The organism is Shewanella seohaensis, assembly GCF_023283775.1.
In the GTDB taxonomy this organism is placed as follows: domain Bacteria; phylum Pseudomonadota; class Gammaproteobacteria; order Enterobacterales; family Shewanellaceae; genus Shewanella; species Shewanella seohaensis.
Window position 1 is genome coordinate 73,630 of the sequence record NZ_JAKILE010000015.1, and the last position, 14,535, is coordinate 88,164.

Sequence of the window (14,535 nt, forward strand, 5' to 3'; positions counted from 1 at the left end):
CTCATGCGGAACTGACGCTTAGCGCCAGTTCCTGTTGTGTTATTAACGCTCTGCAATCGGCACGACTTTACGTAGCGCTACACCCACATAGTCGGCACTTGGACGAATAATGCGGTTGTTTGAACGCTGCTCCATCACGTGCGCGGTCCAGCCAGTTACCCGTGAACAAACGAAGATCGGGGTAAACAGCTTGGTTGGAATGCCCATGAAGTGGTAAGCACTGGCGTGGAAGAAGTCGGCGTTACAGAAGAGTTTCTTCTGTTCCCACATCAGGGCTTCACAGGCGACCGACACACGGTAGAGGCGATCATCGCCGTAATCGGCGGCCAGCTTTTCAGACCATTCTTTGATGATGGCGTTTCGTGGGTCTGACTCACGATAAATGGCGTGACCAAAGCCCATGATCTTCTCTTTACGCTCGAGTTTACCCATGAGCACATCGCGGGCATCGGCTTCGTCTTTCATGTCTTGGATCAGTTCCATCGCCGCTTCGTTAGCGCCGCCGTGTAGCGGACCACGCAGTGAGCCGATAGCACCAGTGACGCAGGAATGCATGTCCGACAGGGTCGATGCACACACACGGGCGGTAAAGGTTGAAGCGTTAAACTCATGCTCTGCATACAGAATTAACGATACGTCCATTACCTTAGCGTGCAGCGCCGATGGGGCTTTGCCGTGCAGCAGGTGCAGGAAGTGAGCGCCGATTTGCTCATCCTTGGTTTCGGTTTCGATGCGTACACCATCGTGGCTAAAGCGATACCAGTAGCAGATGATCGATGGGAAGGCCGCCAGTAAACGATCGGCAATTTGGCTTTGCTCGCTAAAGCTGTGCTCGGCTTCGAGGTTACCAAGCATAGAACAACCGGTACGCATGACATCCATTGGATGGGCGTCGGCAGGAATACGCTCTAACACTTCTTTTAATGCCTGTGGCAGGCCGCGCATGCCCTTAAGTTTGGTCTTGTAAGCTTCGAGTTGTGCAGTGGTTGGCAGCTCACCGTAGAGGATGAGGTGGGCGACTTCTTCGAAGGTGGCGTTTTCGGCCAAGTCCTTCACATCGTAACCACGGTAGGTCAGGCCGCTGCCCGATACACCTACGGTACTTAATGCGGTCTCACCCGCGCTCTGGCCACGTAATCCTGCACCACTTAATTTTTTTGCGTCTGACATAATCCTTCCCTTCCGTTAACGCTATGGTTATTGCAGACAGGCCCAATATTGGCCGTCTACCTTTTTGGTTAAAGCTGCATATTGTTGGCGAAATACTCGTTTCGACCTTATGTAGGGTTGCAGCGTGTCGGTGATGCGTGAGCCGTTATTTGAGGTCACAGCTCGCGCATCTGGGTATCAGTAACAACGCGAAGCCTAAGCTTCTACTGACGTCCATGGTCTGTACTTATCCTTTACTTATCTTGGCTAAATAATTGATCTAACTTGTCTTCAAAGGCGTGGTAGCCCAAGTACTTATACAGATCCGCACGGGTCTGCATAGTGTCTAAGACATTGCGTTGATGACCATCATTCATCAGCGCTTGCATCACTTTCAGTGCGGCTTGGTTAGCGGCGCGGAAAGTGCCGAGTGGGTAAAGCACCATGTCGGCGCCCGCTTCGGCGAGTTCTTCTTTGTTGAACAATTGGGTTTGGCCAAATTCGGTCATGTTCGCCAGAATCGGTGCGTTAACTTGAGCCTTGAAGTGACGGTATTGGTCCAGCTCAGTTAAGGCTTCGGCGAAAATCATATCGGCACCCGCGGCGATATAGGCTTTTGCACGTTCGATACCTGCTTCTAAACCTTCTACGGCAACCGCATCGGTACGCGCCATGATCACAAAGTTAGGATCGGTGCGGGCATCGACGGCGGCCTTGATACGGTCAACCATTTCCTCTGTGCTGACGACCGCTTTGTTGGGTCTGTGGCCACAACGCTTTTGCGACACTTGGTCTTCCATGTGCACCGCGGCAACACCTGCTTTTTCAAACTCTTTAATGGTGCGGGCGATGTTGAAAGCGCCGCCCCAACCTGTGTCGATATCGACCAGCAGTGGCAGTTGAGTTGCTGAGGTGATACGGCCGGCATCGATCAGCACGTCATTCATCGAGGTCATACCTAAATCCGGTAAACCGTAGGAGGCGTTCGCTACACCCGCGCCCGACAAATACAGGGCTTGGAAACCCGTTTGCTCCGCCATCAGGGCGAAATAAGCATTAGTGGTGCCGACGATTTGCAGCGGTTTTGAGTTAGCAAGAGCTTGGCGAAAACGTAATCCTGCGCTTTGGGTCATGGTCTTGTCCTTATCCTATTTAGGGTACTGAGTGTTCAGCATTGGATGCTTATGGGCCGCAACGCCTTAGTTAATATTGGCTAAGGTTTCTTTCGCGGCGGCGTTAGCTTGTAATTCAATCAAGCGTAATTCGGTATTTTTACGGCCTTGCTCAATATGGCGACGCATCAACAGACTGGCGAGTTCACCATCACGCTGGGCGATGGCCTCGACGATACGCCTATGTTCGGCAATGGCTTTTACAGGGCGGTTCTTATTGGTGCATTGATAGCGATACATCCGCAGCAGGTGGTAAAGCCCACCAATTAAGGTTTCTTGCAGATGCTTATTGCCGCTGGCTTGGATGATTTGGTAGTGGAAGTCGACATCGCCTTCCTCTTGGAAATAGGTATCGCCATTGGCCAGTGCGGTTTCTTGCACGGCGAGCAGGTCTTGCAACTTCGCCAGCTGTTCTGGGGTAATACGGCTGGCGGCGAGTTCGCAGGCCATGCCTTCGAGCACGCTACGTAATTGATATAAATCGTTTAACTCGCTCACTGTGAGCTGCGCGACTCGGGCTCCGACATGGGGCGCGCGGACAACGAGACGTTGTCTTTCTAAGGTTTGCAGCGCTTCACGGGTCGGGCCGCGGCTGATGCCATATTTTTCGGCGAGGGCTTGCTCGTTGATCTTACTGCCCGCAGGCAGCTCGCCCTTGATGATGCTGGTTTGTATTTGCACCAAAATTTGATCGGCTAAGGTGGTCGACGATTTTTCGCTGGCGAGGGATTTCACCTTATTCGTTGGGCTCGTCGCGGCATGAGCCACTGAGCTTGGGGTGTCATCTGTTGGGAATATGGTCTCTTGCTTCAACATACTGCGCATCACTCGTTGATTGCTGGATTGTCGACAATGGGTAAAAAATAGTCCTGTTAATGGTTATTGTCAACAATGTGTTTACTTAGACGTAAGTCTATATTTCTGGCGGATTCTTATTTTGTTGTTGTATTTATTGATTATTTTTATATTAATTTGATTTTGATAATTTTATCTTCTCTATTTTGTAATTGATAATTGTCGACAATTTTGGTGTTGAGTGATGTCTGATGGTCCGATCAATCACAGCTTTTACCCCATAGCGATTTATTGAGTACAATGCTGAAGAAGTATGGGTCGGCACTACAGGGTGAAGGTATCGAGGGGCAAGATGGAGAAAATCCTCATTAGCAGTTGTTTGCTCGGGCAGGCGGTACGTTATGACGGCGGTCATAATCTGCTGCAAGACGAGTGGATGCAGCGATGGCAGCGAGAAGGTCGTATCGTGGCATTTTGTCCTGAATGCGCGGGCGGATTACCCACACCAAGGCCTGCGGCCGAACGTGTCGGCGAGGCAGTGCTAACGGCGCAGGGAGAGGATGTGACTGCGGCCTTTCAGTTGGGAGCGCAAAAGGCGCTTGCTCTGGCTCAGGAGCAAGGTATTAAGATTGCGATTTTAAAGGCGCGTAGTCCTTCCTGTGGCAATCAACATATTTATGATGGCACTTTCAGTAAACGTTTAATCGCAGGGCAAGGAATGACGGCGGAATTACTGCAGGCGGCGGGTGTGAGTGTGTTTAATGAAACGGAATTAGCGCAAGTGGCAACAAGGCTGGGGCAGCTTGAGGCGGAATCAGCGGGCTAGGTAAGCCTAACCCGCTATCGACTCACTTTACGTTAGTGAAGCTGAGTGTGGGTGCTGGTGGCGCTGTCCGTCAGCTGTCGATGTTGCAGTAATAGCGCATCGATTTGCTCATCTTTCTCGGCCCAAACTTGGTTTAACCAACGCTGAAACTCGACCCGATATTCAGATTCTGAAAAGTAGCGAGTGGCATCGACTTGGGGCACTGGTAAGGCGCGTACCCGCACCACAATCTTCCGTACTTTGCCATTCATCACGCCGAATAACACATCATCCGGCGCATCGGGATACACTAAGGTCACATCCAACAGATTGGTAAATTGCTCACCCATGGCCGACAGGGTAAAGGCAATGCCGCCCGCCTTAGGACGCAGTAAATGGCGGTAAGGTGAATCCTGACGCTGGCGTTTGTCTTCGGTAAAACGGCTGCCCTCAACATAGTTGATGATCGAGGTAGGCATATTTTTAAACTTCTCACAGGCGCGGCGAGTGGTGGCTAAATCCTTACCCTTAAGCTTTGGATTTTTCTTAAGTTTTGCCGGGCTAGTTCTGTCCATAAAGGGCATGTCGAGCGCCCAGCAACCTAGGCCCATAATAGGCACATAGATCAGCTCTTTCTTAAGGAAGAACTTCAGCATAGGAATATGGTTACGCAGCAGGTAGGTCTGCGCGGCAATATCAAAGCCACTGAGGTGGTTACTGATTAACAAGTACCAGCCGTTTTTATCCAATCCTTCGAGGCCTTGGATGTCCCACTCAATTTTGGCAATCAAATATAAAATGCCACCATTGCAGCTCGCCCATGCCCACATAAAACGGTTCATCAGTGCGGTCACTGCGTTGCGTGCACTTTGAGCTGGCATCAGCATTTTCACTAAACCACCGAGGCAAACCAAGGTTCCCCAAAGGGCGGTGTTAATGATCAGCAGGCTCAGACTGAGAATAAACAGCACTGGGCCGGGAAGGAAATTCAACATAGAGGTTTTACCTTACTTCTTGGTCCGCTTGGCCAGCCAGTTGGCTGATCACTTGATCTTTTGCGAGCCAAATGTCGTTCAATTGTTCTTGGAAGCCAATTTTGAAATCACGGTCATTCATGTAGTCGCCACGCATGTCCGGCGCGATATCACTCACTTTGATGTGTACTTTAACCTTTGGCAGCTTGCCTGTCAGGTAGTCCCAAAAGCTAGGGACTGGGCCCGGGTAGTAAATCGCAACATCCACTAACTTGTGGATCTGTTCTCCCATCGCCGATAGCGCAAAGGCCATGCCACCCGCTTTAGGTTTTAACAGATGTTGGAACTGTGAGTTTTGCTTTTTATGTTTCGCCTTAGTAAAGCGTGTGCCCTCGACAAAGTTCATCACACTGACGGGCTTTGTCTTAAATTTCGCGCAGGCTTTACGTGTAATTTCAATATCTTTGCCCTTGAGCTTCGGATTTTTCTTCAGCTGTGCCGTGCTATAGCGGCGCATAAAGGGGAAGTCCAATGCCCACCACGCCAGTCCTAATACTGGTACATAAAGCAGTTCCTGTTTGAGGAAGAACTTCAGGAAGGGAATGCGGCGGTTAAACACCCGTTGCAGGATTAAAATATCTACCCAAGACTGATGGTTAGCAATAACCATATACCATTCTTTGGTCGAGAATTGGGTGTCACCCGTGAGTTCGACGTCGACTGGGTGCAGCACTCGTTCTATCACGCCATTGACGCTGATCCAAGCACTCGCGCAAAAGTCGAGAAAGTAGCTGATGGCCGTTCTCAATGGTGGCAGAGGGATAAGCTTTATCAGGCTACCGAGCACTATAGGTATAACCCAAAACAAGGTATTCACGACATAGCCTAAGAAGGCAATGCAGCCTTTTAATTGCGAAAACAGCGTCCCCATTAGTGCCTCCTGATAAAAATTGGAGGCCTATGTTACTCGGTGTCGGCGTTTGGCTCAATCTTACGGCAGCTGGTCGGGGCATTTGTTAATACCAATCACATTAAATATCTAATCAGTTCAGAGCCTCACAGGCATCTCAATCCAAGGCGCATTGACGCAGAAATGGTTATTCCCTTTTAAGTCAATGTAACACGGGAGTGAGATGCTTGTGAGGCTCCCGAAGGGCGGGGTTGAACGGGCTTTATACTGCGTTTAAGGCTTTCGACAGAGCGCCACTATGCCTTCAAGCCTTCGCCTTGTCTAAAGCCCGTTTAACTCCCGCTGAATGAACAGATATTTAATACGATTGGTATAACATTTCGAGCCTCAATACTGCTGGGATAAGCGAGCTAATAACTTGTCCATGGCACGATAACCTAAGGCTTGGGCGAGGTGGCGCCGTTCGGTATTGGGCGCTTGCTCCAGATCGGCAATGGTGCGGGCAACACGTTGAATGCGATGAAAACTGCGAACGGATAACCCAAGCTTGACGACACTCTGTTCTAAAAAGCCTAAGTCGGCGTCGCTAAGGCCGCCGAATTGCTTTAGCTGTTTTCCCGAGAGTTCACTGTTGAGCACGCCAGCTCGCGCGAGTTGGCTATCGCGGGCGCGTTTGACTCGTTTAGCGATTTCATCACTGGTTTCGCTGGTACTTGTTGGTTGTGTGAGTGTACCTGCGGGGAGTTTGGGGACTTCGATGGTGAGGTCGAACCTATCTAAAAAAGGCCCCGAGAGTCTGGCGAGATAGCGCTGAACCTGATCGGGTGTGGCGCGGTTCGCCCCTTCAATATCGCCGCTGGGACTGGGATTCATGGCGGCGATCAACTGAAAGCGGCTCAAAAAGGTTAACTTAGCGGCGGCGCGGGAGATCACTACTTCGCCCGTTTCCATGGGTTCACGCAGGCAATCGAGTACCTTGCGGGGAAACTCGGCGACTTCATCTAAAAATAACACGCCGCGATGGGCGAGGGAGATTTCCCCTGGTTTAGGAATACTGCCGCCGCCGACCAAGGAGATGGATGAACTGGTATGGTGCGGCGCCCGAAATGGCCGCTTTAGAAAATCCTGCGGTTTGATATTAATGCCCGCCACCGAATGGATGGCGGCGACCTCTAATGCCTCTTCATAATTGAGTATGGGCAGTAGCGCCATAATGCGGCTGGCTAACATGGTTTTACCCGTGCCCGGCGGGCCGAGCATCAACAGGTTATGGTTTCCGGCCGCGGCGATTTCGAGGGCCTGTTTAGCTTGATATTGGCCTATGACATCGCTGAGGCAAGGCTGGGTGGTTGGCGCCTCATCGTTAATCCATTCAAGTTGTTGTTCGAGCATAGGCAGTGGCGCTTGTCCGTGGAGAAACGCGGCTAGGCTTTGCAAATGGGAAGCAAAATAGACCCCGTGATAGCCCACAAGCTCGGCATCGTGGCGATTCTCTAAGGGAAGAATTAACTGATTATTATGACGTTTAGCCGCAATGATGGCGGGCAGTAATCCTTGGCAATGGCGTATCTGCCCCGAGAGTGCGAGCTCGCCGACAAATTCGGTATTTTTAAGGCTGCTGGCGGGGATTTGCTCCGAAGCCGCCAGAATGCCTATGGCGATGGGCAGATCGTAACGGCCCCCTTGTTTAGGCAAGTCCGCCGGCGCGAGATTAACCGTTATCCGTCGCATGGGGAATTCAAATCCCGCATTGATCAAGGCGCTGCGTACACGCTCGCGCGCTTCTTTGACCGAGGCTTCGGGTAAGCCCACCAGATTAAAGGCGGGTAGACCATTACTGAGATGCACTTCCACTATGACTTCTGGAGCCTCAACACCGCTACTGGCTCGGGTATGCACGCAGGCTATCGCCATAAACAAATCCTTTTGTTGATCTTTTTGCGCAGAATTTGAGTGTAGCAGTAATTAACGCAAGGAGTTTTCTATCGCCTAGGTTGTTGCTTGCCCCATTAGCAAACCCTTTACTCTGAGTTTGTGATTCCTGTAATAGCTTTGGCAATTTGCCATATTGGAAGATAGCAAATATTTGATAGAAATGATAAAAAGCCAATATTGGAGCAGTGAGGTAAATATGGATATGTTGTTAGCAGAAAATTCCCCCATGCGTCAGCAGCTACTCGAGCAAAAGCTGGCACAGTTTAAAGACCCCAAGCTTGCCAACGTTCTTTCGGCGTTTATTCGCAGTAGTGTCGACCTCTATCCCTGTGCAGACGAAGACTATGCCCAGTTAGGTAACAGCCGACTAGGTGGATTGCCAGATTTGCCTGTCGGCATGGATTATCCGGTGACTCTGGTTGGGCGATTGGAGATGCTGGATGCTTACGCTGAGGAATTCGACCACACTCGCGAGTATATCGAGGAGCATTATTGTTGGTCGCAGGATTGGGACTGGGACGAGGCGGCGCAGGCCTTCCGTGTGCCCATGCAATTTATTGCACAGCTCAACTGTCGCGACCTGAAGACGTTTCAATCTTATTTGCCCCGAGAAGGGCGATTGTTGTTCTTTTTGGAGCGCTGGCGATTCTCGGAAATGCTTCGCGGCCATGTCTATTATGTCGCTGAGGATCAACAACTGAACTCTGGGAAAGCGATTGCCAAACCTAAGTTCGACGATGCTGTATGTGCAAACTATGAGTATGAAGAGGCTTATCAACTTCAGGGAGTTGCCAGCATAAAGATGATAGCCCCTGACATGATTAATAGTGACAACCCGCATTTAGTAAGGTTAGCCAAGGCCCGTTTACAAGCGCTACCTGAACCGCAACAAGCTATGGTGCTAGAGGCCCTAGCGGTTGTGGATGATGAATTGGTACCAGAGTGGCAAGATCAGCTCTATTTCTTTGATCTAATGCAAATGAATAAACACGGGTTAATCCCCGGTCAGATTCTCACTCAAGCACAATGGGCAGCATTGCCCGACTGGCAGTCATCCAACTTGCAGGCATTGCTCGTCCCCGAGCAGCCGCTGCCGTATTACAATGGTATCGCCAGCATTAATGGCCATGGTGATAGCCGCTATAAAGCCCCCGAACTCCACGCTGCGGCTGAATTAGGCGGCAATGCCGAAGATTATCTGGTGCTGTTCAAAGCCGTCTATAGTGAGCACTCTATGCAGTTGAATTTTATTATCCTCCGGGATGATTTAGCCTTAGGAAAATTCGACCGCATTTACTGCATTTATGACTACAACTGAGCTATAACCAACCTTTTTGCTTGGCGATGCGGGCGGCATCGATTCGGTTGCTCGCATTGAGTTTGGCAATGGCTTCGGATAAATAGTTGCGTACTGTGCCTTCGGCAATAAACAGCATCTCGGCTATCTCGGCGGTGGATTTGCCTTCACTGGCAAAACGTAGGGCGAGGCGCTCTTTATCATTGAGGGGGTCGACATCGCCAATCGCCATGATTGCCAGCTCAGGATCGATAATCCGCTTACCCGCAATCACTTGTTGAATGGCATGGACTAAGGTTTCCGAGGGCGCATCTTTCAGTAAAAAGCCACCCACGCCTGCTTCAATGGCGCGTTTTATATAACCTGCGCGGCCAAAGGTGGTAATAACGACAACTTTGGTATGGCTATGCTGTTCTTTAAGCCAAGTAGCCAACTCCAAACCTGTTCTTCCCGGCATTTCGATATCTGTTAGCAGTAGATCGAAATCTTGTTGTTTCAACAGGTTTAAGGCTTCATCGCCATTGCTGGCTTGGGTAATGGTGAAACCGCCCGCTAGGGTTAACAGTGCTGCGAGCGCGCCGCGCACCATGGCCTGATCTTCCGCGAGAAGAATGTGCATTAATCTGTTGCTCCCTGCAAAGGTAAACTGACGCTAAAGGCGTATCCCTGTTCAAGATCATAGCTTAAATGTCCCCCAAGGCTAGCGAGCCGCTCGCGGATCCCTGTTAGGCCGTTACCCTCGATAATAGGGCTTGTTGGGGCGTTATCTTGCACGTCGACGATAAGGCTATCGGCCTGCTCGCGAAACTGAATGCGGCATTGGCTGGCGCTGCTGTGGCGCAGAATATTATTCACCAGCTCAGTTAACACTAAACTGAGTTGACTCTCTGCTCTGGCGGACAATTTGGGTAACTCGCCTAGCAGCTCCACCGCGATGCCCTTGTCCCTCAGGGAGTGACATAATTGAGTGACGCAGCTGGCCAGCCCTTTATGTTTATAATCTGAGACTGTATGCCTAATTTGGCTCAAGCTCTCCCGAGCGATTTGTCCTAGCTCCTGCAGCTGAGTGGTCGCTAATTGATATTCTTGTTTGGCGAGCAGTTTTTCCGCCAGTTCAGCTTTTAGGGCAATCGATGACAGACTGTGTCCCATGATATCGTGCAAGTCTCTGGCGATGCGCTCCCGTTCAACCATGGTCGCTAAGGTGCTGATCTCCTGCGCGCTTTGTCGCTCCTTTAATCTATGTTGATAACGTTTTTGCTCGGCAATCCCCAACATGCCAACGCCGAAAACTAACGCCGAGCCATACAGCGGAAAATACAGATTGTTGAACTGACTGAAGTGGTTGAGTAAGAACAATAAAGCCAAAATTCCAAACCAGCTTAACAGGCTGACTCTGAGTGGATAGAAGAAGCCAATAAAGAAGCTGGCAAAGGTAAAGAGAGAAATAGAACCAGGATTGATGGGCGTTATGGCAATCGCCAGTAATAGCATGACGCTGATGGGTCTATAAGCCACACGAGTATGGCAGCGATAGGCCCAAAAGTAGCTGTAAATAAAGGGAATAAGTACGGCTAAAATGAGTCCTATCTGCCAGCTCGGATAGGGCGTGACAAACAGCGGGATCAAATAAAACGCTAGGTTTATCAGGTAAATCCATGCGATTTTTTGTTCTATTTGCACTGAGTGTTGAGTCATAACGCTTCGCCTAAGGCCAATAGCTGGCTACCGATGGCAGGATTGGCCGCAAACGTCAGCCAATCCTTTTGCCTGTTCTGGGGTTATTTAGCACTTATTTACTGATTTTGCTGAAGTAAAAACTTAGCCCAACCGTAATCTTTTTCCACTTGCAGCGCCTGTTGCCAATCTTCAATCGCCCCTTGGGCATCGCCTAATTCCTGTTTTGCGAGTCCGCGCCAAGTGTAAGCTTCGGCCTCACCCCAGCAAATGTCCTCGCAAGGTTGATTAAATCGTTCAATCGCATTGCTGGCGAGCGTCTTTGCATGTTGCATGCTGCCACCAAACATCGCGGGCGTATTATAGGCGGCAATCGCTTTTACTAATGCCACCCGCGGATTAAGCGGTGCCAGCTGTTCGGCTTGAGCGATGGCATGGGTGGATTTGCTCCCAAGCTCGGCGCCTTTGCTGTTATCCAAGGCGATTTGCATGCCGTAAACGGACGATAATAGCGCGAGGGACTCGGCATCAGCTTGGGTATTGTTGAGGGCTTCTAAGCTGGTTTGCGCCGAAGTTAAGGCCTGTTCCGCCAAGGTTTTTTGCCCCATCACATTGGCGCTGATGGCTAAACGATAGTTGGCATAGGCTGCTTCGTAATCCTGTGTTGTCGTGCTGAGCTGTTGTAATTTATCGATATTCAAGGTGCTTGCGGCTTTGTCGATTTCTGCGATATTGATACTCGAGTTGGAAGCCGCGAATACGGGCGCGCAGGCGAGGGCAAGACTTGATAACAGTAAGAATGTTTTCATGGTATTTCCTTATTGAAGTGATAACCCATTGCTTGGGGACGGCTTCATTATCAAAAATACCTTGGCCTGAGTGCAGGCACAAAGGTCATCAATTGAGCATGACAAATGTCATGTCTTAAGCTTAAAAGCAAAACACCGGAGAGGCTCCGGTGTTTTGTAAGGCAAGGCGCAGCGCGTTAAACGACGGCTTGAGTGCTGGCTTGGTTGACGAGGTAAACCATGTAGCCTAAGTAAGCGACAAGCAGTGTGGCACCTTCACGGCGACCGATGCGTAGTCCTGACCAAGCGAAGGGTAAAATCACTACGGCTAGGGCGAGCATCACGATAAAGTCGAAGGATTGGAAACCTAAGGCAGATACTGGGTGCACAATCGCCGTCACACCTAAAATACCCAGAATGTTGAATAGGTTAGAGCCAACCACGTTACCGATAGCGATATCGCTCTCACCTTTTAGGGCCGCTAAAACAGAGGTCACTAGCTCAGGCATGCTGGTGCCAATAGCGACAATAGTTAAGCCGATAATGATTTCGCTCACGCCAAACACTTTGGCTAACTCGACCGCACCGTTTACAAATAAAATCCCGCCACCGACTAACATGCCGATACCCACGACAATAAAGGCCACAGAGAGTAATGGGTTTTTAGGACCTTCTTCGATGATTTCGCCATCGGCATCTGTGGTATTTTTCGAGCTGAAATAGCTGAATACGAGGTAGCCAACAAGCAGTGATAATAAAATCACGCCGTCAATCAGGCTGAGTTCGCCGTCCAATAACAATCCCCAAAACAGCATAGAGGCGAGGATCATCAAGGGGATATCCCGTCTTACCATCTGTGACTGTACTTGAATCGGGCGAATAAGAGCGGTAATCGCCAAAATCAAACCAATGTTGGCAATGTTAGAGCCAATCACGTTACCCAGCGCAATGCCGCTATTGCCTGCTAGTGCTGACTTGACACTCACCGCAAGTTCGGGCGCGCTGGTACCAAAGGCCACAATGGTTAAGCCGATGATGAGTGGCGTAATGCCAAGACGTAGAGCGATGGAGCTCGCGCCACGGACTAAGGCTTCTGCGCCTAAGGTTAAAATGATAAAGCCGCCGATAATTGAAAGTGCAATGAGCATTTTAGACTCTGTTAAACCTAATTAAGTGAATTGATTTAAGGTGTATCACCTTACGCTGACAGGCGCACATGATACGTGTTTTTCAACCGCTTTGACAGAATATGTCATAAAAAAGCACACCGAAAGGTGTGCTTTAGAGGTGAATGTCATTATGTCAGGATTCGATGGGTTATTTTGCAGATAACTCATCTTCCCAGCGTACTTGCGCACCGCGAATACCGTCGACACGCTCGCTAAATGCCTTCTCGAGCACATGACGTTTGATCTTCAGTGTCGGAGTTAACACATCGTTTTCGATGGTCCAAGGCTCGTTCACAACCACAATTGCATCCACATGCTCATGGGACTCTAAATGTGGGTTCACGCTATCGAGGGTCGCTTTTAAAGATGCACGAACTTCCTCGCGGGCTTGTAAGGTCGCGCCCTCGGAAAGTTGTACTAATGCGACGGGATGCGGCAGACCAGAACCAATGACGCAAATCAGCTCCACATGGGGATCCTGCGCGAGCTTACGTTCAATTGGCACTGGGGCGACGTATTTACCCTTAGCGGTTTTAAAGTTGTCCTTCACGCGGCCAGTGATAGTCACACAGCCATCGGCATCGATAGCGCAGAGGTCGCCAGTATGGAAGAAACCATCGGGATCGAAGGCCGCCGCTGTCGCTTCGGGTTGCAGATAATAGGCCGTCATCAGGCCGGGACTCTTCAGCAGCAGTTCGCCGTCTTCACCTTGGCGGATTTGGCAATCCTGCACGGGTTTACCCACAGTGCCGATTTTGCGCACATCGAAGGGATAGTTGATGATGGAGTAAGCACAGTTTTCCGTCATCCCCCAGGCTTCACAAATATCCAAGCCAATGCTGTGGTACCAGTGAATCAGTGAGGGCGGAATAGGCGCAGAACCAGAGCCGAGTAAACGGCAATGGTTGAGTCCTAACCCTTTGTGGATCTTGTGTTTTACTAGGCTGCTAATCAGTGGGATTTTTAGCAATAGATTGAGTTTGCCAACACCAATCTTGTCGATAATGTTCTTCTGGAACAGACTCCACAGCCGCGGAACCGAGAAAAACACCGTCGGTTTAGCGCGCTGCACATCGGCAACGAAGGAGTCTAAGCTTTCGACGAAGGCAACTGTGCTGCCAGAATAAAAAGACGAGCCTTCGATCGCCACACGCTCGGTAATATGCGCTAACGGTAAGTAGGACAATAATCTGTCGTTGCCGTTGGTACGCAGATCGCGCACCACCGCTTGGCAAGTCCAGCCATAGCTGGCAAACGTCTGAATCGCGCCCTTAGGTTGGCCCGTTGAGCCCGAGGTGTAAATCAGGGTCATGGTCTGATCAAGCTCAGGTAACGGCGCTTCAATCAGAGGGTTGCCCATCTTGAGCAGTTGCTCCCACTGATATTGGGCCGGCATGGTCTCATAGGGCATGGCAAGGCGGAGTAATTCGCCGCCAACGCTGGCTTCTTGATCGGCCCAGTGGTCGAGCTTGCCGAGGAAAATCGCTTTGGCACCACTATGTTGCAACACATAGCGGATAGTATCTGTATTGGCGGTGGGGTAGATGGGAACGCTGATATAGCCGCCGTGCATCAAGGCGAGGTCGGTAATAAACCATTCGGCGCAGTTTTTAGAGAGCACGGCAATCTTATCGCCCGGCTCTAAGCCTAAATGGCGCAGTGCACCCGCGAGTTGCTGCACTTTTTCTTGCACTTCATTCCACGTGAAATCAAGGTATTGACCCTTGATGGGCTGGCGCAAATAGATCTCATCCCCACGTGTATTCGCCCAGTGCGCCAACATTTCAACTGGCGTCTTAATCGCATTATCCATAGGCAATTCCCTGTTCTTTATTGTTATTTTAACCCCAACATAGGTGCCCAG

The 14,535-nt window shown here is 50.3% G+C and carries 13 protein-coding genes; 2 read left to right on the forward strand and 11 right to left on the reverse strand.

The window, feature by feature from the left end:
* Nucleotides 1-42: 42 nt before the first annotated feature.
* The 3 genes from prpC to L2713_RS16595 form a co-directional block, all read right to left on the reverse strand.
* A complete protein-coding gene (gene prpC, locus L2713_RS16585) occupies nucleotides 43-1,170 on the reverse strand; it encodes a bifunctional 2-methylcitrate synthase/citrate synthase (protein ID WP_248968626.1) in 1,128 nt (375 codons plus the stop codon).
* Between the two features lie 233 nt (nucleotides 1,171-1,403).
* Complete coding sequence (gene prpB / locus L2713_RS16590; protein WP_011624869.1) at nucleotides 1,404-2,282, reverse strand: methylisocitrate lyase; 879 nt, start codon at nucleotides 2,280-2,282, stop codon at nucleotides 1,404-1,406.
* 66 nt (nucleotides 2,283-2,348) lie between these two features.
* Nucleotides 2,349-3,137, reverse strand: coding sequence for a GntR family transcriptional regulator (locus L2713_RS16595; protein WP_109287226.1), 789 nt, complete (start codon nucleotides 3,135-3,137; stop codon nucleotides 2,349-2,351).
* A gap of 331 nt (nucleotides 3,138-3,468) precedes the next feature.
* Here L2713_RS16595 and L2713_RS16600 point away from each other — a divergent pair, with 331 nt between their 5' ends.
* Complete coding sequence (locus tag L2713_RS16600; protein ID WP_248968627.1) at nucleotides 3,469-3,942, forward strand: 2-thiouracil desulfurase family protein; 474 nt, start codon at nucleotides 3,469-3,471, stop codon at nucleotides 3,940-3,942.
* Nucleotides 3,943-3,974: 32 nt separating this feature from the next.
* Here L2713_RS16600 and yihG (L2713_RS16605) read toward each other — a convergent pair whose 3' ends face one another.
* From yihG (L2713_RS16605) to L2713_RS16615, 3 genes are all read right to left on the reverse strand, one after another.
* Nucleotides 3,975-4,916 carry a 1-acylglycerol-3-phosphate O-acyltransferase, YihG family gene (yihG, locus tag L2713_RS16605; RefSeq protein WP_248968628.1) on the reverse strand — a complete coding sequence of 314 codons (942 nt, stop codon included), beginning with the start codon at nucleotides 4,914-4,916 and terminating at the stop codon, nucleotides 3,975-3,977.
* Between the two features lie 7 nt (nucleotides 4,917-4,923).
* Nucleotides 4,924-5,826 carry a 1-acylglycerol-3-phosphate O-acyltransferase, YihG family gene (gene yihG, locus L2713_RS16610; RefSeq protein ID WP_089066754.1) on the reverse strand — a complete coding sequence of 301 codons (903 nt, stop codon included), beginning with the start codon at nucleotides 5,824-5,826 and terminating at the stop codon, nucleotides 4,924-4,926.
* 366 nt (nucleotides 5,827-6,192) lie between these two features.
* The gene (locus L2713_RS16615; protein ID WP_248968629.1) at nucleotides 6,193-7,719 is read right to left on the reverse strand and encodes a YifB family Mg chelatase-like AAA ATPase; all 1,527 of its coding nucleotides are present in this window, start codon (nucleotides 7,717-7,719) and stop codon (nucleotides 6,193-6,195) included.
* A gap of 217 nt (nucleotides 7,720-7,936) precedes the next feature.
* On the opposite strand from L2713_RS16615, the gene L2713_RS16620 reads away from it, so the two are divergent.
* Complete coding sequence (locus L2713_RS16620; RefSeq protein WP_248968630.1) at nucleotides 7,937-9,058, forward strand: DUF1963 domain-containing protein; 1,122 nt, start codon at nucleotides 7,937-7,939, stop codon at nucleotides 9,056-9,058.
* A 1-nt stretch (nucleotide 9,059) separates the two neighbouring features.
* On the opposite strand, the gene L2713_RS16625 is transcribed toward L2713_RS16620, so the two are convergent.
* The 5 genes from L2713_RS16625 to L2713_RS16645 form a co-directional block, all read right to left on the reverse strand.
* Nucleotides 9,060-9,656: a response regulator transcription factor gene (locus tag L2713_RS16625; protein ID WP_248968631.1), complete on the reverse strand. Its 597-nt coding sequence runs from the start codon at nucleotides 9,654-9,656 to the stop codon at nucleotides 9,060-9,062.
* On the reverse strand, nucleotides 9,656-10,735 hold the full coding sequence (locus tag L2713_RS16630; RefSeq protein ID WP_248968632.1) for a sensor histidine kinase: 1,080 nt from the start codon (nucleotides 10,733-10,735) through the stop codon (nucleotides 9,656-9,658). The genes L2713_RS16625 and L2713_RS16630 overlap by 1 nt, the downstream gene beginning before the upstream one ends.
* Before the next feature lie 98 nt (nucleotides 10,736-10,833).
* Nucleotides 10,834-11,523 (reverse strand): hypothetical protein, encoded by a 690-nt coding sequence (locus tag L2713_RS16635; protein ID WP_248968633.1) that lies wholly within the window; start codon nucleotides 11,521-11,523, stop codon nucleotides 10,834-10,836.
* A gap of 176 nt (nucleotides 11,524-11,699) precedes the next feature.
* Nucleotides 11,700-12,650, reverse strand: coding sequence for a calcium/sodium antiporter (locus tag L2713_RS16640; RefSeq protein WP_248968634.1), 951 nt, complete (start codon nucleotides 12,648-12,650; stop codon nucleotides 11,700-11,702).
* A 169-nt stretch (nucleotides 12,651-12,819) separates the two neighbouring features.
* The gene (locus L2713_RS16645; protein ID WP_248968635.1) at nucleotides 12,820-14,484 is read right to left on the reverse strand and encodes an AMP-binding protein; all 1,665 of its coding nucleotides are present in this window, start codon (nucleotides 14,482-14,484) and stop codon (nucleotides 12,820-12,822) included.
* Nucleotides 14,485-14,535: the final 51 nt, after the last annotated feature.